This is a genomic window from Polaromonas sp. UC242_47 (genome assembly GCF_044452385.1).
Taxonomy (GTDB): domain Bacteria; phylum Pseudomonadota; class Gammaproteobacteria; order Burkholderiales; family Burkholderiaceae_C; genus Polaromonas.
The window spans coordinates 204,771-230,846 of the sequence record NZ_JBIOAO010000003.1 but is presented as its reverse complement, the minus strand read 5'-3'; the positions used below and the strand labels follow the sequence as shown (position 1 = coordinate 230,846).

The 26,076-nt window shown below is 64.2% G+C and carries 25 protein-coding genes; 8 read left to right on the top strand and 17 right to left on the bottom strand.

Annotation, left to right across the window (positions count from 1 at the left end; translation table 11 throughout):
• Window positions 1–3: 3 nt before the first annotated feature.
• The 4 genes from ACHMXK_RS22765 to ACHMXK_RS22750 form a co-directional block, all read right to left on the bottom strand.
• Entirely contained in the window at window positions 4–567 is a 564-nt protein-coding gene (locus ACHMXK_RS22765) for a hypothetical protein (protein WP_397442974.1), read from the bottom strand.
• Window positions 564–1,424, bottom strand: a complete 861-nt coding sequence (locus ACHMXK_RS22760) for a MipA/OmpV family protein (protein WP_397442973.1) — start codon at window positions 1,422–1,424, stop codon at window positions 564–566. The genes ACHMXK_RS22765 and ACHMXK_RS22760 overlap by 4 nt, the downstream gene beginning before the upstream one ends.
• A 134-nt stretch (window positions 1,425–1,558) precedes the next feature.
• Window positions 1,559–2,059, bottom strand: a complete 501-nt coding sequence (gene ssb, locus ACHMXK_RS22755) for a single-stranded DNA-binding protein (protein WP_397442972.1) — start codon at window positions 2,057–2,059, stop codon at window positions 1,559–1,561.
• 18 nt (window positions 2,060–2,077) lie between these two features.
• The gene (locus ACHMXK_RS22750) at window positions 2,078–3,307 is read right to left on the bottom strand and encodes an MFS transporter (protein ID WP_397442970.1); all 1,230 of its coding nucleotides are present in this window, start codon (window positions 3,305–3,307) and stop codon (window positions 2,078–2,080) included.
• Window positions 3,308–3,593: 286 nt separating this feature from the next.
• Between ACHMXK_RS22750 and uvrA the strand changes: the two genes are divergently transcribed.
• The 4 genes from uvrA to ACHMXK_RS22730 all read left to right on the top strand — a co-directional run bounded on the left by uvrA (window position 3,594) and on the right by ACHMXK_RS22730 (window position 9,206).
• A complete protein-coding gene (gene uvrA / locus ACHMXK_RS22745) occupies window positions 3,594–6,611 on the top strand; it encodes an excinuclease ABC subunit UvrA (protein WP_397443112.1) in 3,018 nt (1,005 codons plus the stop codon).
• Between the two features lie 67 nt (window positions 6,612–6,678).
• Entirely contained in the window at window positions 6,679–7,611 is a 933-nt protein-coding gene (locus ACHMXK_RS22740) for a DMT family transporter (protein ID WP_397442968.1), read from the top strand.
• A gap of 65 nt (window positions 7,612–7,676) precedes the next feature.
• The gene (locus ACHMXK_RS22735) at window positions 7,677–8,126 is read left to right on the top strand and encodes an acyl-CoA thioesterase (protein ID WP_397442966.1); all 450 of its coding nucleotides are present in this window, start codon (window positions 7,677–7,679) and stop codon (window positions 8,124–8,126) included.
• Window positions 8,127–8,294: 168 nt separating this feature from the next.
• Window positions 8,295–9,206: an EamA family transporter gene (locus ACHMXK_RS22730; RefSeq protein ID WP_397442965.1), complete on the top strand. Its 912-nt coding sequence runs from the start codon at window positions 8,295–8,297 to the stop codon at window positions 9,204–9,206.
• An 18-nt stretch (window positions 9,207–9,224) separates the two neighbouring features.
• On the opposite strand, the gene ACHMXK_RS22725 is transcribed toward ACHMXK_RS22730, so the two are convergent.
• A complete protein-coding gene (locus tag ACHMXK_RS22725) occupies window positions 9,225–10,091 on the bottom strand; it encodes a patatin-like phospholipase family protein (RefSeq protein WP_397442964.1) in 867 nt (288 codons plus the stop codon).
• 86 nt (window positions 10,092–10,177) lie between these two features.
• A complete protein-coding gene (locus ACHMXK_RS22720; protein WP_397442963.1) occupies window positions 10,178–11,086 on the bottom strand; it encodes a LysR family transcriptional regulator in 909 nt (302 codons plus the stop codon).
• A 114-nt stretch (window positions 11,087–11,200) separates the two neighbouring features.
• On the opposite strand from ACHMXK_RS22720, the gene ACHMXK_RS22715 reads away from it, so the two are divergent.
• Window positions 11,201–11,845 carry an NAD(P)-dependent oxidoreductase gene (locus tag ACHMXK_RS22715; RefSeq protein WP_397442962.1) on the top strand — a complete coding sequence of 215 codons (645 nt, stop codon included), beginning with the start codon at window positions 11,201–11,203 and terminating at the stop codon, window positions 11,843–11,845.
• Window positions 11,846–11,906: 61 nt separating this feature from the next.
• On the opposite strand, the gene ACHMXK_RS22710 is transcribed toward ACHMXK_RS22715, so the two are convergent.
• Together ACHMXK_RS22710 and ACHMXK_RS22705 are read right to left on the bottom strand one after the other, a co-directional pair.
• Complete coding sequence (locus ACHMXK_RS22710) at window positions 11,907–13,067, bottom strand: M20 aminoacylase family protein (RefSeq protein WP_397442961.1); 1,161 nt, start codon at window positions 13,065–13,067, stop codon at window positions 11,907–11,909.
• Window positions 13,068–13,097: 30 nt separating this feature from the next.
• Window positions 13,098–14,423, bottom strand: a complete 1,326-nt coding sequence (locus ACHMXK_RS22705; RefSeq protein ID WP_397442960.1) for a DUF3100 domain-containing protein — start codon at window positions 14,421–14,423, stop codon at window positions 13,098–13,100.
• Between the two features lie 144 nt (window positions 14,424–14,567).
• Between ACHMXK_RS22705 and ACHMXK_RS22700 the strand changes: the two genes are divergently transcribed.
• Window positions 14,568–15,479, top strand: a complete 912-nt coding sequence (locus ACHMXK_RS22700; RefSeq protein ID WP_397442959.1) for a LysR substrate-binding domain-containing protein — start codon at window positions 14,568–14,570, stop codon at window positions 15,477–15,479.
• A gap of 710 nt (window positions 15,480–16,189) precedes the next feature.
• Here ACHMXK_RS22700 and ACHMXK_RS22695 read toward each other — a convergent pair.
• The 4 genes from ACHMXK_RS22695 to pyrF form a co-directional block, all read right to left on the bottom strand.
• Window positions 16,190–17,167 (bottom strand): succinylglutamate desuccinylase/aspartoacylase family protein, encoded by a 978-nt coding sequence (locus ACHMXK_RS22695; RefSeq protein WP_397442958.1) that lies wholly within the window; start codon window positions 17,165–17,167, stop codon window positions 16,190–16,192.
• A complete protein-coding gene (locus tag ACHMXK_RS22690) occupies window positions 17,164–18,144 on the bottom strand; it encodes a Bug family tripartite tricarboxylate transporter substrate binding protein (protein ID WP_397442957.1) in 981 nt (326 codons plus the stop codon). The genes ACHMXK_RS22695 and ACHMXK_RS22690 overlap by 4 nt, the downstream gene beginning before the upstream one ends.
• 108 nt (window positions 18,145–18,252) lie before the next feature.
• Window positions 18,253–19,152, bottom strand: a complete 900-nt coding sequence (locus tag ACHMXK_RS22685) for a LysR family transcriptional regulator (protein ID WP_397442956.1) — start codon at window positions 19,150–19,152, stop codon at window positions 18,253–18,255.
• A gap of 25 nt (window positions 19,153–19,177) precedes the next feature.
• The gene (pyrF, locus tag ACHMXK_RS22680; RefSeq protein WP_397442955.1) at window positions 19,178–20,002 is read right to left on the bottom strand and encodes an orotidine-5'-phosphate decarboxylase; all 825 of its coding nucleotides are present in this window, start codon (window positions 20,000–20,002) and stop codon (window positions 19,178–19,180) included.
• A 95-nt stretch (window positions 20,003–20,097) separates the two neighbouring features.
• Here pyrF and ACHMXK_RS22675 point away from each other — a divergent pair, with 95 nt between their 5' ends.
• Complete coding sequence (locus ACHMXK_RS22675; protein WP_397442954.1) at window positions 20,098–20,988, top strand: DMT family transporter; 891 nt, start codon at window positions 20,098–20,100, stop codon at window positions 20,986–20,988.
• 105 nt (window positions 20,989–21,093) lie between these two features.
• Here ACHMXK_RS22675 and ACHMXK_RS22670 read toward each other — a convergent pair whose 3' ends face one another.
• From ACHMXK_RS22670 to ACHMXK_RS22650, 5 genes are read right to left on the bottom strand one after another with little or no spacing between them, the layout of a single operon-like run.
• Complete coding sequence (locus ACHMXK_RS22670; protein ID WP_397442952.1) at window positions 21,094–21,996, bottom strand: uracil-DNA glycosylase family protein; 903 nt, start codon at window positions 21,994–21,996, stop codon at window positions 21,094–21,096.
• Window positions 21,997–22,006: 10 nt separating this feature from the next.
• The gene (rimI, locus tag ACHMXK_RS22665; protein ID WP_397442951.1) at window positions 22,007–22,486 is read right to left on the bottom strand and encodes a ribosomal protein S18-alanine N-acetyltransferase; all 480 of its coding nucleotides are present in this window, start codon (window positions 22,484–22,486) and stop codon (window positions 22,007–22,009) included.
• 21 nt (window positions 22,487–22,507) lie between these two features.
• Window positions 22,508–23,236, bottom strand: coding sequence for a tRNA (adenosine(37)-N6)-threonylcarbamoyltransferase complex dimerization subunit type 1 TsaB (tsaB, locus tag ACHMXK_RS22660; protein WP_397442949.1), 729 nt, complete (start codon window positions 23,234–23,236; stop codon window positions 22,508–22,510).
• Window positions 23,237–23,252: 16 nt separating this feature from the next.
• Window positions 23,253–23,648, bottom strand: a complete 396-nt coding sequence (locus tag ACHMXK_RS22655; protein ID WP_397442948.1) for an EamA family transporter — start codon at window positions 23,646–23,648, stop codon at window positions 23,253–23,255.
• Window positions 23,557–24,279, bottom strand: coding sequence for a DMT family transporter (locus tag ACHMXK_RS22650; RefSeq protein ID WP_397442947.1), 723 nt, complete (start codon window positions 24,277–24,279; stop codon window positions 23,557–23,559). The genes ACHMXK_RS22655 and ACHMXK_RS22650 overlap by 92 nt, the downstream gene beginning before the upstream one ends.
• Before the next feature lie 64 nt (window positions 24,280–24,343).
• Between ACHMXK_RS22650 and dacB the strand changes: the two genes are divergently transcribed.
• Window positions 24,344–25,846, top strand: coding sequence for a D-alanyl-D-alanine carboxypeptidase/D-alanyl-D-alanine-endopeptidase (gene dacB / locus ACHMXK_RS22645; RefSeq protein ID WP_397442946.1), 1,503 nt, complete (start codon window positions 24,344–24,346; stop codon window positions 25,844–25,846).
• Window positions 25,847–26,076: the final 230 nt, after the last annotated feature.

The following is a 26,076-nucleotide window of genomic DNA, read 5'->3' as shown; positions in this document are numbered from 1 at the left end:
GTTCTACAACACCGTTTCCAGGTAGGTGTAGATGTAGTTGGAGCCGCCGTTGACATTGCCCAGCAGGCGCGAGGCGCCGAAAATGCCTGAGCGGTGCGACACGCCGAAGCCGAGGTAGGTGTCTTTCAGACGGCGGCTGCCCAGCAGGTCGCCCACGCTGAAGTCAATACTCGGGTCCAGGTAGTTCAGCAAGCGCGAGGTGGATCGGTTACGTTCCGCCTGGCTGCTGGCCTCGCTGTAAGGCACACGTTGCGCGAGCGACAAGCCCACACCCAGGCCAAGCCGGGTCTTGACCCGGTCGTTCCAGGGGAAGCCGGAATAATAGGCCTTCATGAAGGCATCGATTTGCAGGCCGTTGGGCGCCAGCCCGCGGTCATCGTGCTGCAGCAGACCGATATAACCCACAATCTCCACCGGCCAGCCGTTGAGCTTTTCGATGAAAGGTTTGCCGATCTGCACGCCGGCGATCTGGGTCGAATTGACCTTGGCCGTCGAGGCGCAACGCAGGGTCACGATCTTGGCCAGGTGGCAGCCGTCTTCCGTCGACTTGCCGTACAGGACCTTCACATAGGTCGGCGAGTTTTCCCGCCCCAGCTCCGCTGGGGGCTGCCGAAATCGTAGGCGGCGCCCAAAAACAGCGCGGTCTGCGTCCCTCGCTGGACGATGGGACTGGCTTTGATCTTGCTGTCCAGCGCGGTCCAGCTCACACCACCCAGCAGGCGCCAGCGCTCACTCAGGTCGTAAGTGGCATACAAGCTCACGCTGGTGTTGATGCCGCTGCCCGGCTCGTAGGCTGGCCGCGTGCCCGTGGCTTCACCGGGTCGCACGCCGTAGTAATAATTGTTCAGCTTGGCGTCACGTGCCGACAAGGTCAGGCTGGGACGCAAGGCCAGCCGGCCGGAACGCCAGTCGTAGGCGTAGGACAGCCGTGCCTCATTGCCCTTGGAAAAACCACCGGCGTCGTGCACAAACTCCGCCTGCACCGTCCCCCAGGGCTGGCGGTAGCGGTAGGACACGCCGGCATCCAGGCCGGCACCGCGCTCGGCCATGCCGGCCACGCTGGTCGGCATATGGTCCTTGGTGTAACCCTCGAAACGCTGGTCGAGGAACAGGTCCACACGATGCGTCTCGTCCTTGAACAGTTTCACGCCGACACGGTTGGCGTGCAGGAACAGGCGATCACCTTCGTAGAGGTAAAGCGGCGACAGGTCATAACGCGTACCGCCGCCTACATAAGGCGACTGCTCGGCACGCACGACAAAACCCAGGCCGGCGCTGCCGGGTGCCACCAGCAAGTCACCAAAAGGATCGATGTCAGCCTGCGCCGGCACCCAAGCCAGGCTGCCGGCCGCCAGCAGGGCAGCGCCCAGCCAAGTTCGCAAGCGGGGCACCCGCGGTGTATTTTTGTTGTTGTTCAGGCACATGGCCACGGACTCCCTGGGTTGACAAGCTTGGATCCTAGCCAACAAAGCGCCGCAGAAGCAGCCCGCGCCTGCAAACAGGGCCGGCGCCTACAACGTGCCAGGGCAGCGGTGGACAAAAGCGTTGCGTGAAAGAATCAGAACGGAATGTCGTCGTCCATGTCGTCAAAGCCGCTGGCGGCTTTGGGCTGTGCGGGCGGGCGCGGCGCGGGGGCCGGCGCACGCGGGGCGGCGGCTGGCGGACGCGAATACTGGCGGGGTTCGCCACCCTCGCCGCCGCCATCACCACCGGGGCCACCCATGCCTTCACGGCCACCCAGCATCTGCATTTCGCTGGCGACGATGTCGGTGGCGTATTTTTCAACACCATCTTTGTCGGTGTATTTGCGGGTTTTCAGGCGCCCTTCGATATAAACCGAGCGGCCTTTTTTCAGGTATTCACCGACGATTTCGGCCTGGCGGCCGAAGAAGCTGACGCGGTGCCATTCGGTCTCTTCGACCATTTCACCGGCCTTGTTCTTGTATTTGCTGCTGGTGGCAATGGCGATGTTGGCCACAGCGTCGCCGCTGGGCAGGTAACGAACTTCGGGGTCGCGGCCGAGATTGCCGACGAGAATGACTTTATTGACGGATGCCATTGGCTTTACTCCTAATCTTCACAGTTTAACTGGCTGAGCCGTTCCCGCACCAGCCGGGCCGGAAGCCGGCGCCGCCGCGTGCCGACCCGGCGCCCGCATCGGCCAGGCCACCAGCAGCCACAGCAGCATCAAGGCACCACAGCCGGCAAACAGCGCCTGTGCACCTGCGGTTTTGGCCAGCCAACCGCCCAAGGCACCACCGGCAAAAAATCCGAGCGACTGCAAGGTGTTGTAAACACCCAGCGCCGCGCCACGCGAATGCGCCGGCGCCACGCGGGAGGCCAGGCTGGGCTGGCTGGCTTCGAGCACATTAAAGCCGCAGAAAAACAGGAACAACAAGGCCCCCAGCCAGACCAGGCTGGGCGTGCCCTGCGCCGCCGCACCCATCAGGCCCAGTTGCACCAGCGCAATCAGCCCCACAGCGGCCAGGAAGACCGCGCGCAGGTAGCCACGTTTTTCCAGCGGGAACAAGGTCAGCCCCATCACCAGAAACGAGGCCAGCACCGCCGGCAGGTAAACCTGCCAATGGTTGTTTTTGTCCAGCCCGGCCTGCACCAGCAGCGCCGGCACCGCCATCCACATGGCCAGCTGGACCGCGTGCAACACAAACACGCCGAAATTCAGGCGCAACAAAGCCACATGGCGCAAAACTTCGACCAGGCTGCCGCGCGGCCGGTTGACGGCTTGGAGCGGCTCGGGCGGCACCCACCAGATCACCACCGCCATGCCGGCCAGTGCCAGGCCGCCGGTCAGCACAAACAGGCCGGCCAGGCCGACCTGCGCGGCCAGCACCGGGGCCAAGACCAGCGACAGCGCAAACATCAGGCCTATGCTGGCGCCTATCAGCGCCATGGCCTTGGTGCGCACCTCGTCGCGGGTGGTGTCGGCCAGCAGCGCGGTCACGGCCGCCGAGATGGCGCCGGCGCCCTGCAGGGAGCGGCCCACCACCAGCCAGTTCAGGTCAGGCGCCCAGGCGGCGACAAAACTGCCCAGCGCAAACAGGCCCAGGCCCGCCACGATCACCTTTTTGCGGCCCAACCAGTCCGAGGCCAGGCCGAAGGGAATTTGTAACAAGCCTTGGGTCAGGCCGTAAATCCCCATGGCCAGGCCGACACGCGCCGGGTCGTCACCGCCCGGGTAACGCGCGGCTTCCAGCGCAAACACCGGCAGCACCAGAAACAAGCCGAGCATGCGCAGCGCAAAAATCGAGGCCAGCGACAGGCTGGCGCGCCGCTCTGTGGCAGTCATGGGAAAGGAAGGCGGGGCGGAGGGAGCGACAGGCACGGTCAAGGGCTCAAACTGGTGAAGGGGACGCGGCGGGCGCCAGCGGGCAAAACGTCTATTGTCTTTGAATTGGCCTTGGGGCTTTGACAGCCCGCCGGCCGGCCCCAAATCCCATGACAAAGGCCACCGGCGACTGCCCTGCCAAAAAACGCACATCCGTCTATGATGGTGGGTTTTGCGGCGCCCCAACACAGTGAACTCCTCTACCGACGGCCAATACCTCGCTCCCGCAGCCGCAGACGGCCGGACTGTGACCGAACCCGATCAGAGCCGCTACCTGGCCCAGGCCTTGGCGGCGCAACGCATCAGCATCCGCGGGGCGCGCACGCACAACCTCAAAAACATAGACCTGGACATTCCGCGCAACCAGCTGGTGGTGATCACCGGCCTGAGCGGCTCGGGCAAATCCAGCCTGGCGTTTGACACCTTGTACGCCGAAGGCCAGCGTCGGTACGTGGAAAGCCTGTCCACTTACGCGCGCCAGTTTTTGCAACTGATGGACAAGCCCGACGTGGACCTGATCGAGGGTCTGTCGCCGGCGATTTCCATCGAACAAAAAGCCACCAGCCACAACCCGCGCTCCACCGTGGGCACGGTCACCGAAATCCACGACTACCTGCGCCTGCTGTTTGCACGCGCCGGCACGCCTTATTGCCCCGAACATGATCTGCCGCTGCAGGCGCAAACGGTCAGCGAGATGGTGGACCATGTGCTGGCCCTGCCGGAAGACACCAAGCTGATGATCCTGGCGCCGGTGGCGCGCGAGCGCAAGGGCGAGTTTGTCGAGCTGTTTGCCGAGATGCAGGCCCAGGGTTATGTGCGTTTCCGGGTGGATGGCCAAGCCTATGAGTTTGACGAGCTGCCCAAGCTTAAAAAAGCCGAAAAACACAACATCGACGTGGTGATAGACCGCGTCAAGGTGCGGCCCGACATGCAGCAACGCCTGGCCGAAAGTTTTGAAGCCGCGTTACGCCTGGCCGACGGCAAGGCGCTGGCCATGGAAATGGACACGGGCAAGGAACATCTGTTCAGCGCCAAGTTTTCCTGCCCGATCTGCAGCTACTCGCTCAGCGAGATGGAACCGCGCCTCTTTTCCTTCAACTCGCCGGTAGGCGCCTGCCCGAGTTGCGACGGCCTGGGCCACCGCGACTTTTTTGATCCGGCGCGGGTCGTGGCTTTTCCGTCGCTGAGCCTGGCCAGCGGCGCCGTCAAAGGCTGGGACCGACGCAACGGTTATTACTTCGCCATGCTGGAAAGCCTGGCCAAACACTACAAGTTCGACATCGACACGGCGTTTGAAAACCTGTCCGAGGAAGTGCGCCAGGTGGTCTTGCATGGCTCGGGCGAGGAAGAAATCAAGTTCAGTTATGTGATGGATTCGGGCGCCAGCGCCGGCAAAAAAGTCAGCAAAAAACACGCATTTGAAGGCGTGATCACCAACTTCGAGCGGCGTTACCGCGAAACCGATTCGGCCGTGGTGCGCGAAGAACTCTCGCGTTACCGCAGCGTGCAGCCTTGCCCGGACTGCCGGGGCACACGCCTGCGCAGCGAAGCCCGCCATGTCTACCTGGTGAGTGCACCGGTGAGCGCTGGCGGACCCACCAGCCGCAAGGCGATTTTCGAAATCAGCAGCGTCACGCTGCGCGAAAGTTTCGACTACTTCGACAGCCTGGTCATGGAAGGCGCCAAGGCCGAAATCGCCGGCAAGGTGGTGCGCGAGATTGGCCTGCGCCTGAAGTTTTTGAACGACGTGGGCCTGAACTACCTGAGCCTGGACCGCAGCGCCGAAACCCTGTCGGGTGGCGAGTCGCAGCGGATTCGCCTGGCCTCGCAAATCGGCTCCGGCCTGACCGGCGTGATGTATGTGCTGGACGAACCCAGCATCGGCCTGCACCAGCGCGACAACGACAGGCTGATAGGCACGCTCAAACATCTGCGCGACATCGGCAACAGCGTGCTGGTGGTGGAACACGACGAAGACATGATCCGCGCCGCCGACCATGTGATAGATATGGGGCCGGGCGCCGGCGTGCATGGCGGCCGCGTGATGGCGCAAGGCACGTTTGAAGACGTGCGGGACAACCCGGATTCGCTGACCGGCCAATACCTGGCGCAGACCCTGAAAATCGCCGTGCCCATGCAGCGCACGCCCTGGCTGCCAACGGTGGTGCAAGCCCCCTTTCGCGATCCGGCCAAACCGTCCAAATTCCCGCCCAGCGCGGCCGGCGTGAAACGCGCCGCGCGTGAAGCCGCGCATTTGCTCACGCAGGGCGACATGCAGGCGATCCGGGTGGTCAACGCCAGCGGCCACAGCCTGAAAAACGTCAGCGTCGAGTTCCCCGTGGGCCTGCTGACTTGTGTCACCGGTGTTTCGGGTTCGGGCAAATCCACCCTGGTCAACGACACCTTGTATGCCGCCGTGGCGCGTACCCTGTACCGCGCGCATGAAGAGCCGGCGCCGCATGAAGCGATTGAAGGCATAGAACATTTCGACAAGGTCATCAATGTGGACCAGTCGCCGATAGGCCGCACACCGCGCAGCAACCCGGCCACCTACACCGGCTTGTTCACGCCGATCCGCGAGTTGATGGCCGAGATGAACAGCGCGCGTGAACGCGGCTACGGCCCCGGGCGTTTTTCCTTCAACGTGGCCGGCGGCCGTTGCGAAGCCTGCCAGGGCGACGGCGTGGTCAAGGTGGAGATGCACTTTTTGCCTGACGTGTATGTGCCCTGCGATATCTGCAAAGGCATGCGTTACAACCGCGAGACGCTGGAGGTGCAATACAAGGGCAAAAACATCGCGCAGATCCTGGACCTGACGGTGGAAGTGGCGGCCGAGTTTTTCAAGGCCGTGCCGACCATCTCGCGCAAGTTGCACACCCTGCTCGACGTGGGCCTGAGTTACATCAAGCTGGGCCAGGCGGCGACCACACTCTCGGGCGGCGAGGCGCAACGGGTCAAACTCGCGCTGGAACTGTCCAAACGCGACACCGGCCGCACCTTGTACATCCTGGACGAGCCGACCACCGGCCTGCATTTCGCCGACATCGCCCTGCTGCTCAAGGTGCTGCACCAGCTGCGTGATGCCGGCAACACGATTGTGGTGATCGAGCACAACCTGGACGTGATCAAAACCGCCGACTGGCTGATCGACATGGGCCCGGAAGGCGGCGATGGCGGCGGCACGGTGGTGGGGGTGGGCACGCCGGAAGACATCGCGGCCAACCCGGCCAGCCACACCGGGCGTTACCTGGCCCGTTTGCTCTGAGCGCCGATAGGGCTTTCTTTCTTTTTTCCCCGCGCGTCAGGCGCATCTTTTTTTCACAGGGTGGCTTGTGCGCAGCTCTTCGTTTTTCACCAACCGCAAGGTGGTTTTTCTTCTGGCCTCGCTGTGTTGCCTGCTCTGGGGCAGCGCCTACCCGGCCATCAAAAACGGCTACGCGCTGTTTCACATCGCCGCCAACGACATCCCGTCCAAGCTGGTGTTTGCCGGCTGGCGTTTTGTGTTTGCCGGCCTGGTGTTGCTGGTGTTTGCGGCCCTCAGCCAGCGGCCGGTGTTCCGGCTGAGCGGGCGCACCTTCGGCCAGATCACGCTGCTGGGTTTGACCCAGACCAGCTTGCAATATGTGTTTTTCTACATCGGCCTGGCCTATGCCACTGGTGTGAAAAGCTCCATCATGAACGCCACCGGCACTTTTTTCAGCGTGCTGCTGGCCCACTACATCTACAAAAACGACAGGCTCAGTTTCAACAAGGTGCTGGGCTGCGTGGTCGGTTTTGTCGGCGTGATGGTGGTCAACTTCAGCGATGGGCTTTTGAGCTTTGACTTCACGTTGCTGGGCGAAGGGTTTGTCGTGATCGCGGCCTTTGTCTTGTCCGCCGCCAGCATCTACGGCAAAAAAGTGTCGCAACAGGTGGACTCGGTGGTGCTGACGGGCTGGCAACTGAGCATAGGCGGCCTGGCCCTGCTGCTGATCGGTTTTGCCACCGGCGGCACACTCACCGGCTTCACGCTTGAGTCCGTCGCGCTGATGGTTTACCTGGTGTTGCTGTCGTCCGCCGCTTTTTCGCTGTGGACGATTTTGCTCAAGTACAACAAGGTCAGCATGATCACCGTGTTCAACTTCATGATCCCGGTGTTTGGCACCTTGTTGTCGGCGCTGTTCCTGGATGAGCGTTTTCTCGAATGGAAAAACGGCGCGGCGCTGTTGCTGGTCTGCTGGGGCATCTGGCTGGTGACCAAGGAAGAAAAGCCGGCGCGCACCTGAACCCGCTTGCCGGATAATTCTCCAGGCAAACCCACCACACTCACCACAAGCTAGCAAGGATTTCCATGTCCTCCATCACCCTGCGTTTTCTGGCCGAACCCAGCACCGTCAACTTCGGCGGCAAGGTACATGGCGGCACCGTCATGAAATGGATAGACGAGGCCGGTTACGCCTGCGCCACCAGCTGGGCCAAGCGTTATTGCGTCACGGTCTCGGTGGGCAGCATTCGGTTTCAGCGCCCCATCATGATTGGCGATTTGGTGGAGGTTGAAGCGCGGCTGGCCTACACCGGCCGCACCAGCATGAACATCGCGGTCGAGGTGCGTGCCGGCGATATGAAAACCGGCCAGATGGCGGTGATCACCGAATGCCTGGTGGTGTTTGTGGCGGTGGAGCCGGACGGGCAAACCATTCCGGTGCAGGCCTGGTTGCCCGAAACGCCCGGCGACATTGCGCTGGCGCAACGCGTCAAGGCACACCTGGATGCGGCCCGCGCGGCGGCACCCGGCGTCTGAAGCGCCAGCCGGCTCACCACGTCAATCCTTAAGAAAAATCGGGCCCCTGCCCTTGTCCCACCTGCGCAATCAGCTATCAAATAGCTAGCAAACAAGGAAGCCCATGCCCGCCGTCACCCTGTTTTCTGCGAACCTCGCAGCGCTTTCCGGCGTCGCGCCCGCTGCGCCGTGACACAGGCGCCGGCCCGTTTCAGCGCCCGCGACTATGCCGCCGCCCTCGCGGTGGTGGTGATCTGGGGCTCCAACTTTGTCGCGATGAAGTTCGCGCTGCAGGACTTCACACCCTTCCAGCTGGGCGCCGTGCGTTATGTGTTTGCCATCCTGCCGCTGGTTTTTATTGTCAAGGCGCCGCGGCTGCACTGGAAATGGGTCTTGTTGTATGGCCTGGCGCAGGGCGTGGGGCAGTTCGGGTTCTTGTTTTCGGCGCTGCGTGTCGGCATGACGGCGGCGCTGGCCTCGGTACTGATGCAGACCCAGGTGTTTTTCACCGCCGTGTTTGGGTTTGTGTTGCTGCGCGAACGCGCCAGCCGGCCGCTGCAGCTCGGCCTGCTGCTGGCGGCGCTGGGCCTGTGCTGCTTTGGCATCAATTACGCCGCACCCGGCGCGGCGCCCGCCACCACCTTGTGGGGTCTGGTGCTCAACCTCTGCTCGGCCGCCATGTGGGCGGCCTCCAACATCGTGGCACGCAAAGCCCAGCAGGCCAGCAGCGACTTCGACGCCCTGGGTTTTGTGGTCTGGAGCAGCCTGGTGCCTATTCTTCCTTTTGTCTTGTTGACCCTGGTGTTTGACCCGGCAGCCACACGTTGGGAATGGGTCAACGCGCCCTGGCGCAGCTGGGCCTCGGCGGCTTATCTGGGCTGGGTTGCCACCATCACGGCTTACGCCTTGTGGACCGGGTTGCTCAAGCGCCACCCGGCCAACCGCGTCGCGCCTTTCAGCCTGGGTGTGCCGGTGGTCGGGCTGGCGGCCGGCATGGGCATCCTCGGGGAAAGCATCACGCCCTGGCAATGGGCCGGCGTGGCGCTGGTGGTGGCGGCGCTGGGCTGCGTGGTGCTGGGCGGCTTGTTCCGGCGCCGTTAGCCGTTTTTTGCGCGGGCTTCAGTCCACGTGTGGCCGCAAGGCGCCGGGGATACGTGGCTGCAACAAGCCACCGGTTTCCAGCCAGTGCCGGGTTGTTTGTTTGGCCCGGTCTATCAGTTCGGGCGCACGCGAAAAATCATAGGCCGAGGCCGACAGCGGGCACAGCGGTGGCACCGTCAAGACCTCGAAACGATCGGCCAGCAACTCCAGGTCTTGCACCAGCTGGTGCGCAATCAGCATGTTGAGCGCATGCAAGGCGCTGGCGATGGCGCTGGTCGGCGGCTCGGTCAGGGCGCAGGCGTAACCGGTGGGCAACACAATCAGCCGGGTCGCGCCCAGCGCCACCGCCGTGGTGACCGGCGTGTTGCTGGCAATCGCACCGTCGATCAGGTAGTTCTGGCCTATCAGCACCGGCGGAAAAATCGCCGGAATCGCACAACTGGCCAGGATGGCCTCCACCGCCGGGCCGGACGACAGGCAGACCGGGTTGCCGTGTAACTGCCCGGTGGCGACCACATGCAGCGGCAACGTCGCCTGCTCCAGCAGATGGAAAGGCAAATATTGGGTGATCAAGTCGCGCAGCCCGCTGGCATCAACCAGCGAAGGCGAACGCGAAAACAGGCCGGCGATGCGGCTCAAGGTCATGGGGAAAATGGTGCTGCGTTTGAGCTGGCACCAGAGCTGCTCCAGCTGCGTGACCCCGGCCAGGGTCGGGTGGCCAGCGAAATACGCGCAGTTGATGGCGCCTACCGAGGCGCCCACCACCAGATCGGGCACCACACCGTGGGCCACCAGCGCATGCAACATCCCGACCTGAATCGCGCCGAAACTGCCGCCGCCGGCAAACACAAAAGCGGTCTTGCCACTGCTGGCCCTGGGCTCCATCTGCGTCTCCGTGTTGCCGCGCCTGCGTGCGGCCGTCAATTCATCTTACTGCGGCCTGCGCCGGCCTCCTGCCGCCAGGGGCTTGCTCAGGACGCCGCCGGCTGGCCGTTCGCCTGGCCGAAATACTGCGCCAGCAGGTCCAGCGTGTGCCGCACCTTGGCCGGCTGTTCGCCGCGTCTGGGTGTCACCGCGTACACCGGCAAATCGTCCAGCCGCCAGCCCGGCAACACCGGCAACAAACGCCCGTCGGCCAGCGCCCGTCTGTCATCCTCGCTCACCACCACGCTGAGACCCCAGCCCGCCACACACAGCGCATGCAAGGCCGTCACCTGCGAGGCCTGCACGCGGGCCGCCAGGCGCAAGGTCTCGCGTTCACCGGCGGGGTTTTGCAGCTCCAGGATTTCCGCCCCGGTACTGCCGGGTTTGCCGCCCAGCCAGTCATGTTGCAAGAGGTCTTGCGGATGGGCCGGCCAGCCGCGCTCGGCCAGGTAGGCCGGTGAGGCGCACAACTGCCGCGCCATGCTGCCCAGCTTGCGCGCCACCAGGGTGGAGTCGGCCAACGCCCCGACGCGCAAGGCGATATCCACCCGGGCGTCTATCAAATCAATCACCACATCGTCCAGCAGCAGTTGCAGCCGGAGTTTGGTGTAGCGCCGCAGCGGCGCCAGCGCATGGGCCAGCAGACCGCCAAAACCCATGGGCGCGGCCAGGCGCAACTCGCCTTCGGGCTCGTCCCGCATACGGGCCAGCGCCTGCTCGGCCGAACGTGCCGCCGCCACCATGGCGGCGCAACCCGCGTGGTAACGCTCACCGGCTTCGGTCAGGCTGAGCCGCCGCGTCGAGCGATGTAACAAGGCCAGCCCCAGGGCCTGCTCCAGCTGGCGCAAATGCTGGCTGACGGCCGAAGGTGTCATGCCCAGCTGGCGTGCCGCCGCGCTCAGGGAGCCGGCGGCCACGACCTCGGCAAAAATCGCCATACGTCTGAGTTGGTCCATGGTTTAAACGGTGATTAGTTAGCTGAGCTTCACAGTATTAGCGGATTGATCCATCTATTCAAGTATTTATGAAGTCATCAAACTAGAGGCTTCTTTCATTTGCAGGAGATTGCCATGAACATCGCACTGATAGGCGCCACCGGTTTTGTCGGCTCGGCCATCCTTCCCGAATTACTCAGCCGCGGCCACCAGGTCACCGTGCTGGCCCGCACCCCCGCCAAACTGGCGCCGCAAACCGGCCTGACGGTGGTGAAGGCGGACGTGTTGGACGCGGCCCAGGTCGCACAAGCGGTGGCCGGCCACGACGCCGTGATCAGCGCCTACAACCCGGGCTGGAGCGAGCCGAAAATTCACGACTTGTTTTTGCAGGGCAGCCAGGCGATCATCGCTGGCGTCAAAGCCGCAGGGGTGAAACGCCTGCTGGTAGTCGGCGGCGCCGGCAGCTTGTATGTGGCGCCCGGCCTGCAACTGGTGGACACGCCGGAGTTTCCTACCGCCTACAAACAGGGCGCGCTGGCGGCACGCGAAGCGCTGAACCGGCTCAAGTCGGAGACCACGCTGGACTGGAGTTTTGTCTCGCCGCCGATCGGCCTGGCTCCGGGGGCACGCAGCGGCCAGTACCGCCTTGGCGCCGACAACTTGCTGCCGGGCCAGGGCGAGCAGCCGGCCGGCATCTCGGTGGCCGACCTGGCCGTGGCCATCGTCGACGAGATCGAGCAGCCGCGCCATCTGCAAAAACGCTTCACCGTGGCCAACTAAAGCCGAATCGACAGTCGACCCAACAGATACGGGCGCAAGCAGCTACGAAAACAATAGCAAACTAGCGCGCGCCCGGCCCCATCCGGCTGTTCACCAGCGCCACCCAGTAGGCCGCGCCCAGGGCCAGGGCCTCGTCGTTGAAGTCGTAATGCGGGTTGTGCAGCGGAACCGAGCTGTCCTGGTCCACGCCGAGCCAGATGTAGGCGCCCGGTTTGTTGTTGAGCATGAAGGCGAAATCTTCCGAGGCCATGGACGGCGAGCAGTCGCGCTGCACCTGGCCGGCACCCACGGTGGCCGTGGCGGCGACTATGGCCATGTCGGTTTCGGCCGCCGAGTTGATGGTGGCCGGGTAGGCGTAGTGGTAGCTGACACTGGCCGTGGCGCCGTGCGTCCTGGCCGTGCCTTCGCTGAGTTCGGTCAGCAGCGCATGGATGCGGCGCTGGGTGGCGATGGAAAAGCAGCGCACCGTGCCGCGTATAACGGTGCTGTCGGGCAGCACATTCCAGGCTTCGCCGCCGTGGATTTGCGTCACGCTGACCACTGCGGTTTCCTGCGGCGGCAGGCGGCGGCTGACGATGGTCTGCAGGGCCACCACCAGATGGCTGGCACAGACCAGCGAGTCAATGCTTTTCTCGGGCATGGCGGCATGGCCGCCCGCGCCCTGGATCTGGATCTCGAAGGTGTCGAACGAGGCCATCATGGGGCCGTGGTTGATGGCAAAGCGCCCCAGCGGCAGGCCGGGCCAGTTGTGCATGCCAAACACCGCGTCGCAGGGAAAACGCTCGAACAGGCCGTCCTCCACCATGACGCGGCCGCCGCCCGCCGCTTCCTCGGCCGGTTGAAAAATAAAGTGCACCGTGCCCTGCCAGTCGCTGCGCTGGCTCAGCGCCACCGCCGCGCCCAGCAGCATGGCCGTGTGGCCGTCGTGGCCGCAGGCGTGCATCTTGCCTTCGTGCTGCGATTTGTGGGCGAACTGGTTTTTCTCGACCAGCGGCAGCGCGTCCATGTCGGCGCGCAAACCTATGCTGGGGCCCGTGCCCCGGCTCAGGCTGCCAACCACGCCGGTCCGGCCAACACCTTCCTGCACGGTGATGCCGTGGGCGCGCAGCACCGAGGCGACGAGTTGGGCGGTGGACACCTCTTCGAAGGCCATTTCCGGGCAGGCGTGCAGGGTGTGCCGCCACTGGATCATGTCGGCGATCAGGGCTTCAGGGATGGACATGTCTAACCTTTAAAAATGAAGGCGAAGCGTTCAATGGCGGAAAAACTGCGCAATCAGCGTCGCACCCAGAAAAGTGCCGGCATTGGCGGCAAACGACACCAGCACGATGCGCCAGCCGAGGCGGCGAAAGGCCGGGATGTCTTTGGCAATCGACAGGCCGGCGAAGGTCAGCATGGGCGTGATCAGCGCCAGGAAGTTGATTTTGCCGGTCAGGGTGTCGACTTGCGCCGCCCAGGGGCAGATCGGCGAGGTCAGCGCCATGGCGACCAGCGAGACCCAGCAGACGGCCGGAATTTTCCGACCCGTGGCGCGGTTCAGCAGCACACCCACGACGACGGCGCCAATGACGATGGCCATGCCGGGAAGCGATTCCAGCGGCTGGCTGCCGCGGGCAATCCAGTCGGCCATCAGCGCCAGTGCGCCCGACACCACCCAGGCAAAGGCGGTACCCACCGCACCCAGGCGCTCATCGGCCTGCGCGACCTTCGCCACTTTCGCTTCTTCCCGCGGCGCGTTGGCGCGCGTGCGGCCTATCACCGGCTCCAGCACGCGGTAGGCCCAGACCGCCAGCGGCAGCGAGATAAAAAGCGTGAAGTAAGTGCCTATGGTGGTGGTGATCAGGTTGCTGGCGGCGGCAAAGGTCATCACCTCCTTGGCCACCTCGGGGCTTTGCTGTGCCGCAATGGCGCCGGCGGCGGCGGCCATCATGCTGCCCGAACCCACGCCCGAACCCATGGCCAGGGCCAGCGGATCGAAAATGCCCAGGCTGGTGACAAAGCCCGCCAAAATCGCAATGAAGACGGCGCCAAACACCGTGCCGGTCAGGTATTCGGCCAACACGCCCCGGCCTTCGGGCGAGTCCATGCCGTATTTTTCGCCAATGATGGCCAGGCTGGGCTCGCGGCCGACGGAAAAGGTCGCGCCTATCGCCTCGCGCTTGATACCCAACAGCAACGCCAGCGGCAGGCCAATCAGAATGGTGCCGACAAAGTGGCCAAACTCCTGCAACATCAGCGCCCAGCCCGACTCGGCCAGCCTGGGCAGCGAGGAGCCGACCAGCAAGCCCAGCTTGGCCACAAACAGCAGCAGCGCGGGCTGCAAAATAGCGGCCGCGCTGAACTGCATGCGGGTGTCAACGCTCAGAAAGCTGGGCAGGCGGTCTTTCGCCAAACCCCAGGCCGCGCCCAGCAGCAGCGCCCAGATCATGGGCAGCAACACCACCTTGCCCGGCCCCACGTTGAAGCTGACGGAACCTATCAGCTCGGCGATCAGCAGGAGGATGGCTGCAAAAAAATACAGCTTCGCATAGCGAAAGCCCTCGTTGCCGCCCGTTGCAAGGGCGATGCGATGTTCCATGGTGTCTCCGGTGTCTGTGATGCGGTGCCCTGAAAGCGCGCTGCGGGGCTTTTGCGCCCCGCATCATCCGTGGATTCCGTCCTATGATCAATATCACTTGGCTGCAAAATTCATTCTGATTTTCAGAATCACAGGAGCCCTGCCATGCACGACAACATCCGTGACGCACGCATCGTTTTCCTGTTCGAATCCGTGCAGCGCGGCACCATGCGGGCGGCCGCCGACGCACTCAATGTTGCGCCTTCCGCCGTGACAAGGCAAATCGGCCTGCTCGAGCAGGAGCTGGCGATTCCGCTGATCGAGCGCCACACCCGCGGCGTCAAACCGACCGAGGCCGGCCAACTGCTGCTGGCGTATTTCCGCGAGCAACGTTCGCACCAGGAAGACCTGTTGTCGCAGCTCGAAGAGATACGCGGGCTGCGCCGCGGCACCGTGCGCATTGCGCTGGGCGAAGGTTTTGTGTCCGACCTGATGGCCGGGCCGCTGAGCCGTTTTGCGCGCGACTACCCGGCCATGTCGGTCGCCCTCGATGTGGGCGGCACCAATGAAGTGATGCGCCGGGTGGTCGAGGATGAGGCTGACATAGGCCTGGTGTTCAGCCCGCCGCCCGACGTGAAGCTGGTCTCACGCAGCATCAGCAAGCAAGCGGTCAAGGCGATTGTCGGGCCGGATTTCCCTTTGCTGGGCCAGGCCGGGCCATTCAACATGGCCGACTTTTTGCCCTATCCGCTGGCACTCAACCATGTCAGCTACGGCATGCGTCAGGTGTTGCAGCTGGCGGAGGAAACCGAGAACATCCGGCTCAGCCCCAGGCTGACGACCAACTCCTTTGACATCCTGCGGCAGTTTGTGAAGCTGCAGTTGGGCGTGACCTTTCTGCCCGAATTCGTGGTGAGCCGCGAGCTTGCGGCCGGCGAGCTGTTCGCCCTGCCGGTGCGGCAAAGCATCCTTGAAAACGCGGAAGCCCATCTGATCACACGAACCGGGCGCAAGCTTTCGTTTGGTGCCAACAAGATGTTGCAGTACATGGCGTCAGGTCTGTCTTCCTTGCGCTAGCTGCTGGCCTTGGCTTGGAAGCCCTGGGCGGCATCATTTCGCGACAATACGTGGCTGCAGCCCAATCAATACTTGCGTAAGTTGCTAGTTATTTGATAGCTGCTTGGTTTTTTTGATTCTGCTGGCCGGGGGTAGCCCGGCGGCTACTCACTTTCTTTTGCTTCGCCAAAAGAAAGTAAGCAAAGAAAAGGCGACCCTGCTGTCTGCGACCCTTCGCTGCGCTACGGGCACCCTGCGGTGCTCGGTCCAGCCGGGGTCTCGTGCAAACTCGCCTGCGGCTCAGACAAGCACGAGCCCTGATCCGTCTGGCCCTCCGCTCCTCAGCGCATTCAGAAAGGGTGGGGAAAGAATGCAAACAGCCAATACCAACCACCACGCTCCGCAGAACGCGCTTTGCGCGTTCTGCTCCCCGACCCCGTTCCCAATTTCTTTTCCCCAAACCCGTTCTGGCTGGGCCTGTGCTGTGCGAGAAAAGCGGGATCAGGGCCGCGCGCTGTTTGAGCCGCAGGCGAGTTTGCGCGGCCCCCCGCTTTTCTTGTGCAGCGCAGGTTGCCCGTAGCGCAGCGAAGGGACCCAGACTGCGGGTCGCCTTTCTTTTGGTGACTTTTCTTTGGCGAAGCAAAGAAAAGTTGCTAGCCGCCGGGCTACCCCCGGCCAGCCACCCTCACAAACAATGCCAAAAAAGCCCCGCAGTGCAGGGCTTTTAACGTTCACAAGGGCCGGCGCCGGGCGAAGCGAACCACAGTAACACCAGCGCGCGCCTGGCGCACAGAAGGCATCACCAGCACACAATTGTCGTAAGGCGTGGTCACGGGCTCAGCGTCGTTCCAGCCGATCACGGTGCCGGCCTTTTCTATCAGCTCCAGGCCCTGGAAAGGTTCGGTGAAGCGGAAGTGTTTGCTGTTGGCCACCACCGGGCCTGTGACGTCCAGCACCCATTGGCGCGGCGCATCGGCCTGCAGCCAGCCCGGCAGGGTTTGTTGCAGGGACTCGGCGTCCAGCGTACCGGCGGCGCGCAAAAACCGTGCACACATGTCATAGGCCACGGTGCGGCTGATGACGTCGCCATGAAAGCCACATTCCAGCAACAAGGAGCGTGTGTCCGCGTCCGCACCCTCGGGCGCCAGCTCGCCGAAACGACCGAAGTCGCGCATACGCACGCCGTCCTTGTGGCCGGCATCGACCACGATGTATTCGGGCGCACGCAGTTGTTTGGCCAGTTCCAGGTTGCGCGCCTGCATGCCGGCCAGCAACAGCGGTGCGGCGCGTTCGTGCATGGAATGTAAATCGAGCAGCCAGTCGGCACGCTCAACAAAAGGCCGCAGCTCGGCGGCGCGGCGGCGCTCCCGCGTGTTGCCGCTGTCGATGCGATCCGTCAGCCATTGCCGGTTCAAATCTTCATCGACAAAACGCGAGGCATCGTGGCTGGCGGGATCAAAACGGTCAAACGCCGCCAGGTTGCAAAAGGCCAGCGTGAGTTGGCCGCGTTGCGGCTTGAGGCCGGCTTCGAGCAGGCCTTTCAGCGCCCAGGCGCCGCACAACTCGTTGCCGTGCACCAGCGCGCTGATCATGACCGTGGGGCCGCTGATCCCGGAGTCAAAGTGCCAGACACCTTCGACGCCGGTGTTGCCGGCGCGCCAGGTCGAGATGTCCGGCTGCGCCAGATCAAACGTCAACGTGGTGTTCATTCTGTGATGTTGGCGTAGTCAACAATTTTTTTGTACTTGACGGTTTCCGTCTCGAGAAACTTTGCCAGGTCCAAATTCGGCGAGGCCAGTGTGGAGCCGCTGTCTTCCAGCTTTTTGCGCAGCTCGGGCGACTGCATGGCTTCGACATAGGCCTTCTTCAACTTGGTCAGCACCGGCTCGGGCAGCTTGGCCGGGCCCATCAGCGCAAACCAGACACTGATGTCTATGCCCTTGAGTTGCGGGTTGGTCGCCATGGGCGCGACTTCGGGCATCTGGGCCGAGGCCTTGGCTTCCGTCGTGCCCAGCGCCACCACCTTGCCGCTGCGGATGTGCGGCATACCGCTGGACAACACAAACACGCCGAAGTCGATGTTGTTGCCCAGCAAGTCATTGGCCAGCGGCGCGACGCCGCGGTAAGGAATGTGGGTCATGAACAGGCCGCCTTGTTGCTTGACCATCTCGCCCGCCAGATGCAGGGAGGTGCCCACGCCCGAACTGCCATAGCTGTATTTGCCCGGGTTTTGTTTGACCAGGGTGAGGAACTGGCCCAGGTTTTTGACGCCGGACTTCTGCGAAGCCACCAGCACCAGAGGCTGGGAAGCAATCAGGCCAATCGGCGTGAAGTCCTTGATCTGGTACTTGACCGACTTGGACACCAGGCGGCTGATGGCGATTTCGTTGTTGGCGCCCACCAGCAGGGTGTAACCGTCGGGCGCGGCATTGGCCACTTTTTGCGCACCGATCGCGCCGCCGGCGCCGCCCAGGTTTTCGATCACCACCGGCACACCCAGCTTTTTCGACAACTCATGGGCCATGATGCGGCCGGTCAGGTCGGTGCTGCCGCCTGGCGGATAACCAATCACCATGGTGATGGGTTTGTTCGGGTAGCTGTCGGTCTGGGCCGCGACAGGCACGGAGGCCAGCAAGGCCAGGCCGCCCAAAACGGCAAGACGGCGCGAAAAAGTGAAGGAGGTCATGGGGCAAATCCTGGATGAAATGAGTCGGCCCATTGTGCGGATGGCTGGGTTACGATTTGGTGCCAATAAAGCACAGGCTTATGCTTTATAAGCAAACCTCATGCCACGCTAGCTGCGCTCAAAACTGCGCCAGAGTGTCTCGGCCAGCGGGCTGAGCCGGCGTTTGGCGCGGTAGATACGTACTTCAAAACGAATCTCCAGCCGTTTGTCGCCCGCCACCACCAGTTGCCCAGCCTGCAGGGCGCCCGCCACCATGGAACGCGGCAACCAGGCCACACCCAGGCCTTTGAGCGCGTATTCAATCAGGGCGTCGGCCGAGTCGCACTCGACGATGCGGCGCAAGGCCGGCGCATCGGGGTTGTTGGCCAAGTGGTCTTCTACCAGCCGGCCCAGCGCCAGGGTGCTGGCATAAGCCAGGTAAGGTGCGGCGCGGCCGGGCTGGAAGTGGTGTTGTCCCTGGCCCAGCGCGTTGGCGCGAGTCACCGGCACCAGGCCGTCCTGGACCAGCGACAGATGGCTGTATTGCCGGGCATTGATGGGCAGCGCCAGCAGCGGGTGGTGGTAGGTCAGCATGAAGTCGGCGTCGCCGCGCTCCAGCAGCAGCACCGTGTCGGCCAGCGCCCGGGTCAGGATGCGCAACTCGCCCTCGGCCGCCACAAGCAAGGGCTGCACACCCGTCAGCCAGTCGGCGACCAGGGTGCGCGCCAGGGTGCGGCCGGTGGCCAGGGTCACGGTGTTTTGCTGCCGGCCGGCCGCGCCCAGCAACTCTTCCCGGGCGTGGCCCAGGCTGCGCATCATTTGCTGGGCGTTGTCCAGCAGGCTGGTGCCGGCCGCCGTCAGCGTGACCGGGCTGCTGCCGCGTTCGATCAGCGGCGCGCCGGCCCAGGCTTCCAGCGCCTTGATACGCCGGCCAAAAGCCGGATGCGTGACATGGCGCAACTCGGCCGCGCGGCTGAAATTACGCGTCTGCGCCAGCGCGGCAAAATCTTCCAGCCACTTGATCTGCATGCTGGCCAGAAGGGCAAACCGGGGCTCAGGCCCGGGCGGCCTGCAACACGTCGCGGGTTTTCAGGGCTTCGCGGCGCGCGGCCTCGGCGTAATCGTCGCCCGAGGAGGCATACAAAATGGCGCGCGAGGAATTCACGATGATGGGTGCGCCCGGCTTCCAGCCGGCCTTGACCGTCGCCACCGCATCGCCGCCTTGGGCACCCACGCCGGGAATCAAGAGCGGCAAGGTCGGCGCCACGCTGCGCACGCGCTCGATTTCCGCCGGGTAGGTGGCGCCCACGACCAGCCCGAGCTGGCCGTTGAGGTTCCACGGGCCTTGCGCCAGGCGCGCCACATGTTCGTACAGCAGCGGCTGGCCTTCGATGGAGGCGAAGCGCTGGTTCTGCAGGTCATCGCCGCCGGGGTTGGAGGTGCGGCACAGCAGAAAGGCGCCCTTGCCTTGGTACTTGAGGTAGGGCGCGACCGAGTCAAAACCCATGAAGGGCGACAAGGTCACGGCGTCGGCGCCGTAGCGCTCAAAGGCCTCGATGGCGTACTGCTCGGCGGTGCTGCCGATGTCGCCGCGCTTGGCATCCAGGATGATGGGCACTTGCGGCGCGACGCGGCGCATGTGTTCCATCAGGCGCTCCAGCTGGCCTTCGGCGCGGTGTGCGGCAAAGTAGGCGATTTGTGGCTTGAAAGAAATCACCAGGTCGGCCGTGGCATCCACGATGGCGGCACAAAAATCGTAAATCTTGTTCGAGTCGCCCTTGAATTTCCCGGGGAAACGGGTCGGCTCCGGGTCGAGGCCCACACACAGCATGGAGTTGTTCTGGCGTTCTGCGGCGCCCAGCATGTCGAGAAAAGTCATGCCCTATTGTAAGAACCCGCCGCAATCCGCAAAAACGGCCGCGGCGGCAAAGCCGCACAATAAGCATACATATCAATAAGGGAGACCGACAGACCATGCAACTGAGCCGTCAACAACTGATTCTTCTGGTCCTGCTCACGCTGGTCTGGGGCTTGAACTGGCCGGTCATGAAGTTCGGCCTGGCCGATTTTCCGCCGCTGACTTTCCGTGCGATGTCGATCTGGCTGGGCGTGCCGGTGCTGGGCCTGGCGCTGGTCCTCATGAAAGTGCCGTTTTTTGTGCCGCGCGAACGTTACCGCGAGTTGTTCTGGCTGGCCTTCACCAATATGTTTGTCTGGCACGCCTTGATCATTGTGTCGGTCAAACACCTGAGCAGCGGCCGCGCGGCCATCCTGGGTTACACCATGCCGATTTTTTCGGCGCTGATAGGCGCCTGGTTTTTCGGCGACCGCCTGAAGGCGCGCAGCTGGGTCGGCGTGGGCGCAGCGACGCTGGGCGTGGGCCTGCTGCTGTGGTACGAGCTGACCAACCTGAGCGGTCAGCCGATGGCCGTGGTGGGCACACTGATAGGCGCGGCCACCTGGGCGCTGGGCACCCGCAAGCTGAGCCGCACCACCATGCCGGTGGCGACCCTGACGATTTCGTTCTGGATGACGGTCATGACCGCCGTGGTGCTGAGCGGGCTCAGCCTGCTGTTCGAGATGCCGCAGTGGAAAGCGCCCAGCAGCGCCACCTGGTTTTCGATTCTTTACAACGCCGTGCTGATTTTTGGTTTTGCCCATGCCGTCTGGTACGTCCTGGCGCGCAGCCTGCCGCCGGTGGCCTCGTCCCTGAGCGTGATGATGATCCCCATCCTCGGTGTGTTTTCAGGCGCCATCGGCCTGGGCGAGGTGCTGCACTGGCAGGACTGGGCCGCGGTCGGGCTGATGGTGGTGGCAATGGCTTCGGTGCTGGTGCCGGCCAAGGGAGCGCAACGACACGCGTGAAGCGCCCTCCCCAACCAGCCAGGGCCGCGGAACCGGCTTAGCCGGGCCGCAGGCGCAACGGCCCCCTAGTGGGGCAGCGACCACACGCAGCGGGGAGCGTGGGGGCTAAATCTGCCCCATCGCCAGGCACAAGTCGTCCCAGGCCTTGGCCTTGTCGCCCAGGCTGCGCAGCAAATACGCCGGGTGGTAGCTGACCACCACCGGTACGCCGAGGTAGCGATACACCTGGCCGCGTAACTTGCCCAGCGGGATTTTTTGCAGATCCGGCACGCTGTCCTGCAGCAACGACTGCGCAGCGAACTTGCCGAGTGCCAGAATGATTTTGGGCTGCAACAACTCGACCTGGCGTTTGAGATAAGGCGCACATTGCGCGACTTCGGCCGGCTCGGGGTTGCGGTTGGCGGGCGGCCGGCACTTCAGCACATTGGTGATGAACACGCGTTGCGACAGGCCGGTTTTGGGCGGTACGTCCGCGCTGCCACGCTGCAATTGCATGGCCTGCAACATGTTGTCCAGCAACTGGCCGGCCTGGCCGACAAAAGGCTCGCCGGCGATGTCTTCGTTTTCACCCGGCGCTTCGCCGACGATGAGCCAGTCCACCTGCGGCGCGGCTTGCCCGGCCAAGGCCGGGCCCACACCAAACACCGTGTTTTTGCGGCTCTGGCACAAGGCGCAGGCGCGGCACTCGGCCACCGCGTTTTGCAGGGCGGGCCAACTCATCAGTTCGATCCCGTCCGGATGCGGCTGCAGGCCGGGGACCGGCTCTGGCACAGGGGTTTTCTGCAGGACAACAGTCGCGGGCATGGGGCGCGCGGCCGCAGGTGCCATCACAGCGGGCGTCACTGGCCTTTCAGCATCAAATTGGCCTGCAGCCCTTGCTGGTTGTTCGGAAGCAGCTACCAAATCAGGAGCAACCTCGACCGCCGTGGCGGGCGCCATCGGCTGCCACACCCGTATGCCCATCTCGCGCAAGATGGCGCGCTGGCGTTTGTCCAGGTCCAGGCTCATGGCAACGCCCTCATAACGCGAGGCTCATGACCACCGCATCTTCGCGCGTGCCCTGCGCTGCGGGGTAGTAGTTGCGCCGGGTGCCGACATGGCGAAAACCGTAAGCCTCGTACACGGCGCGGGCGCGGGCATTGCCCAGACGCACCTCCAGCCACAACCATTGCGCGCCCTGGCCGCGCGACCAGATCACCAGCGCATCGAGCATCACGCGGGCCCAGCCCTGGCGCTGGTGTACCGGCGCCACGGTGATGTTGAGCAGGTGCACCTCGTCCACGCCTTTCATGGCCACAAAATAGCCCAGCAACTCGGCCTGGGGTGGCTCGCCGGCCGTCAGCAGTTGCGCCTGGTAACCGGCCTTGAGCGAATCGCTGAAGTTGCCCTGCGTCCACGGATGGTCGTAGGCACTTTGCTCGACGCGCAACACGGCCTCGAACCAGGACGGGGTCATGGGCTCGAACTGGGCTTCGCGAGGTTGCAGGAGGGCGCTCATGGGTGCGTGAAATAAATAGGGTCATCCCCGGGCCGCCAGGGCCGCATCGGCTTTGACCTTGGCGCGCTCTTCGGTGGTCAATGCTACTTTATCGCGAATATAAAGCGGCAAGGCCTGTTCGGCGTCCACACCCTGACCGGCGGCCAGCAAGGCCGGGGCTAGGCGCAACATAGCCGTGGCCGTGGGCAAGGCCGTCACACACTGCACAGACGCCGGCCAGGCCGGCAGGCGCTCCGCGTACACGCCAAACACATTGCCGGCCAGAAACGTGTCGGCCGGCGTGAGCTGTAAATTTTCAGGGCGGATCAAGGTGCAGGCGGCTTGCGCGGTCCACAACCCGTTCTCCAGCATAAAACGCTGCACATACATCTCGTCCATACGTGCATCGAGCAGCGCCGTGAGCTGCTGGCGGCCGGTGCCCAGGTCGCCCGCACGCTGGAAACGCGCTTCTTCGGCCACCGCCAGCAAGGTGTCCAGGGGCAGGACCGGTAGCTTGGCGCCCAGGGCCAGGCCCTGCGCCACCGAACAGGCGGTCCGCAAGCCGGTGAAGGAGCCGGGGCCGCGGCCAAACACCAGCGCGTCCAGCTCGCCTAACTTCAGCCCGGCCTGGGCCAGCAGGTCCAGGATGGACGGGATCAAGGTGGTCGACGAGAGCGCCGCGCCCGGGCCGGTGTGTTGCCAGGTGCGGCTGCCGTCCGTCACGGCCACGGACAGGTTTTCGGTGCTGGTGTCAAAAGCCAGGAGTTTCATGGGATTCACAGTCAAATCAGGCCTTGGCCCTGGTAGGGTCTATGCGACCAGCTATTAAATCAGGAGCAACGGCAAGCCCCGGCTTGGCCTGCACCCGCACGCCGAACAGAATGCCCACCGTCACCAGCGCCAGCCCGGCCAGCAAATGCCAATACAGCGGCTCGCCCAGGAACAAGACCGCGCCCAGCGCCGACAGGCCAGGCACCACGGCCGTGATCATGGTGGACCGTACCGGACCGAAATGCTGGACCATCTTGGTGAAACTGATGCCGGAAATCACCACCGATCCCATGCCCTGGAACACCACCTGGAACAGGATCTCACCCCAGGGCGTGCTGGCCAGTTGGGTGGCCAAGGCGCCCGACAGGGTCAGCAGGCCATACACCGGCACATAGACCACAAAGGCAAACACGCTGATCGCAATCGTCGCCTGCACGGCCTGCAGCGCGTGTTTTGCGCACCAGCACCGAATACACGGCCCAGCAGGTCGACGCGCCCAGGAACAACAGATCGCCTTTCCAGACCTGACTGCCGCTCTGGGTCCAGGCCTGCAGCAGGCTGGCCCCGCCCACCAGCACGTCGCCCAGGAAAATCAGGCCCAGGCCGATGGCGCGCACCGGCGTGACTCGGTCCTTGAGGATCAGCACCGCCATCAAGGTGGTGGTCAGCGGCAAGGTGCCGGGCAGCAGCACCGAGGCATGGGCCGCCGGCGCGAAATAAAAGCCGCTGTAGGCCAGACAGGCATAGCCCAGTCCGCCCAGGCTGCCGATCAGCGCGGTGAGCTTGAACCCCAGCGGTGACAAGGCTAGCCAACTGGGCGGGACGGCCAGGTCGGCAGCGCGGCTGTCCCGCGCGCGCCGCCACACCAGCCAGCCGCCCCAGGGCAGCAGCACCAGGGCCGCGCCGGCAAAACGCAGCAGACAGATATCCAGTGGCGTGAGGTTGCGGTGCGCGGTGGCGCGGGCAATCACGATGAAGGAGGTCCAGATGGCGACGGTCACGATGGCAGCCGCCACACCGACCGTCTTGGGAGAAAAACGCATGTCCCGATTATCCGGGCAAGCTGTTCACCCGGCCCGGCCAAGGGCTGCACGGATAATCGGCCGCATGTTCTTGACTCCTCTTGTTGGCCGGCTGGCTGCTGTTGTTGCGCTGGGCCTGGCCCCAGCCTGGGTGCTGGCCCAGAAAACCGCCCCCTCTCCCTCTTCCCCCAAAACGCTGCTGCCCGCCGCCATCGACAAGGCCCTGGTCCGTGCGCAGATTCCGCGCGAGGCCGTGACCCTGCTGGTGGTGGATGCCGCGGGCAAGCAGCCGGCGCGCCTGAATTACCGTAGTCTGGTGCCCATGAACCCGGCCTCGGTCATGAAGCTGGTGACCACTTACGCCGCGTTGGACGTGCTGGGCCCCGACTTCCTCTGGACCACCCAGTTGTTGATGGACGGCCAGATCACCGACGGTGTGCTGAACGGCAACCTGGTGGTGCGCGGCGGCGGCGACCCCAAACTGGTGGTGGAGCGCCTGCAGGCCTTGCTGGCGCAGGTGCAAAGCAGCGGTGTCAAGGCGATTCGCGGCGACATCGTGCTGGACCGCAGCGCCTTCCGGATGCCGGCACGCGACGCCGCCGACTTCGACGGTGAGCCGCTGCGGCCCTACAACGCCAGCCCCGATGCCTTGCTGATCAACTTCAAGTCGCTGGTTCTGAAGTTCACGCCGGACCCGCTCAACCAGCGCGCGCTGGTGCAGGTCGAGCCGCCCCTGGCCGGCATCGTGATCGACGAGAGTGTGCCCATGTTGCGCGTCGGCCGCTGCGGCGACTGGCGCAGCGAACTACGCGCCAGCGTGGACAACCCGAACCGCCTGCAGTTTGCCGGCACCTATGCGTCGGCCTGCGGCGAACGCTTCTGGCCCACGGCCTACCCCGAACCCGACAGCTTTGCGGCACGTGCGATTGAAGGTTCCTGGCGTGCACTCGGCGGTTTGCTAACCGGCACCGTGCGTGACGCCAGCGAGGTGGAACTGGCGACCTTGCGCGCCCGCGGCAGCTTGTCCGGCGACAAGGCATCGCTGCGCCTGGACGCGCCTTCGCTGCCGCTGCGCGACATCGTGCGCGATGTGAACAAGTTTTCCAACAACGTGATGGCGCAGCACCTGTTCCTCACGATGGGCCGCCAGGCCCAGCCGGGACCCAATCCCCAGGCCACGCCGGAAGCCGGCCGCACTGCCCTGGCCGCCTGGTGGAAAAAATCGCTGCCGCAACAAGCCGCGCCTATCCTGGACAACGGCTCGGGCCTGAGCCGCAGCGAACGTATCAGCGCCGCCAGCCTGGCCGCCATGTTGCAACACGCGGCACAAAGCCGGGTCGCGCAAGACCTGCTCGACTCCCTGCCCATCGCCGGCACCGACGCCACCATGCGCGAACGCGCCAAAGGCGTGGCCGGCCAGGCTTTTATCAAAACCGGCTCGCTGCGCGACGTGGCCGCCGTGGCTGGTTATGCCAACGGCGCCAGCGGCGCACGTTACATCGTGGTCGGCATCATCAACCACCCGAACGCCGGGGCCGGGCGCGGCGCGCTGGATGCCTTGATTCAGTGGGCGGTGCAGGAGCGCTGAGTTTTTGTGGCCTTGGGCGGTTGGTGTCACGCTGCGCCTCGGGTTGGCTTTGGACAGTAGGCATAACTCCCCACTCCCACCCCTAACCCCTCCCTCGCCCCGCTGGGCGATGGAGGGGGACTTCATTTGGCTACGTGTGCTGCGCTCGCGTGCATGAATGTCAGCCTCTTGAGCCCACGATGGCGCGCAAAGCGCGTCATCGTCTCCCCGCATCCGTTCCGGTTCTTCCT

What these genes read in the sequence shown, in the direction of transcription:
- ACHMXK_RS22760 (WP_397442973.1), bottom strand. Translation starts at nt 1,424, where the DNA reads ATGTGCCTGAACAACAACAAAAATACACCGCGGGTGCCCCGCTTGCGA.
- ssb (WP_397442972.1), bottom strand. Translation starts at nt 2,059, where the DNA reads ATGGCATCCGTCAATAAAGTCATTCTCGTCGGCAATCTCGGCCGCGAC.
- ACHMXK_RS22750 (WP_397442970.1), bottom strand. Translation starts at nt 3,307, where the DNA reads ATGACTGCCACAGAGCGGCGCGCCAGCCTGTCGCTGGCCTCGATTTTT.
- ACHMXK_RS22735 (WP_397442966.1), top strand. Translation starts at nt 7,677, where the DNA reads ATGTCCTCCATCACCCTGCGTTTTCTGGCCGAACCCAGCACCGTCAAC.
- ACHMXK_RS22725 (WP_397442964.1), bottom strand. Translation starts at nt 10,091, where the DNA reads ATGGAGCCCAGGGCCAGCAGTGGCAAGACCGCTTTTGTGTTTGCCGGC.
- ACHMXK_RS22720 (WP_397442963.1), bottom strand. Translation starts at nt 11,086, where the DNA reads ATGGACCAACTCAGACGTATGGCGATTTTTGCCGAGGTCGTGGCCGCC.
- ACHMXK_RS22715 (WP_397442962.1), top strand. Translation starts at nt 11,201, where the DNA reads ATGAACATCGCACTGATAGGCGCCACCGGTTTTGTCGGCTCGGCCATC.
- ACHMXK_RS22710 (WP_397442961.1), bottom strand. Translation starts at nt 13,067, where the DNA reads ATGTCCATCCCTGAAGCCCTGATCGCCGACATGATCCAGTGGCGGCAC.
- ACHMXK_RS22705 (WP_397442960.1), bottom strand. Translation starts at nt 14,423, where the DNA reads ATGGAACATCGCATCGCCCTTGCAACGGGCGGCAACGAGGGCTTTCGC.
- ACHMXK_RS22700 (WP_397442959.1), top strand. Translation starts at nt 14,568, where the DNA reads ATGCACGACAACATCCGTGACGCACGCATCGTTTTCCTGTTCGAATCC.
- ACHMXK_RS22695 (WP_397442958.1), bottom strand. Translation starts at nt 17,167, where the DNA reads ATGAACACCACGTTGACGTTTGATCTGGCGCAGCCGGACATCTCGACC.
- ACHMXK_RS22690 (WP_397442957.1), bottom strand. Translation starts at nt 18,144, where the DNA reads ATGACCTCCTTCACTTTTTCGCGCCGTCTTGCCGTTTTGGGCGGCCTG.
- ACHMXK_RS22685 (WP_397442956.1), bottom strand. Translation starts at nt 19,152, where the DNA reads ATGCAGATCAAGTGGCTGGAAGATTTTGCCGCGCTGGCGCAGACGCGT.
- pyrF (WP_397442955.1), bottom strand. Translation starts at nt 20,002, where the DNA reads ATGACTTTTCTCGACATGCTGGGCGCCGCAGAACGCCAGAACAACTCC.
- ACHMXK_RS22675 (WP_397442954.1), top strand. Translation starts at nt 20,098, where the DNA reads ATGCAACTGAGCCGTCAACAACTGATTCTTCTGGTCCTGCTCACGCTG.
- ACHMXK_RS22670 (WP_397442952.1), bottom strand. Translation starts at nt 21,996, where the DNA reads ATGAGCCTGGACCTGGACAAACGCCAGCGCGCCATCTTGCGCGAGATG.
- rimI (WP_397442951.1), bottom strand. Translation starts at nt 22,486, where the DNA reads ATGAGCGCCCTCCTGCAACCTCGCGAAGCCCAGTTCGAGCCCATGACC.
- tsaB (WP_397442949.1), bottom strand. Translation starts at nt 23,236, where the DNA reads ATGAAACTCCTGGCTTTTGACACCAGCACCGAAAACCTGTCCGTGGCC.
- ACHMXK_RS22650 (WP_397442947.1), bottom strand. Translation starts at nt 24,279, where the DNA reads ATGCGTTTTTCTCCCAAGACGGTCGGTGTGGCGGCTGCCATCGTGACC.
- dacB (WP_397442946.1), top strand. Translation starts at nt 24,344, where the DNA reads ATGTTCTTGACTCCTCTTGTTGGCCGGCTGGCTGCTGTTGTTGCGCTG.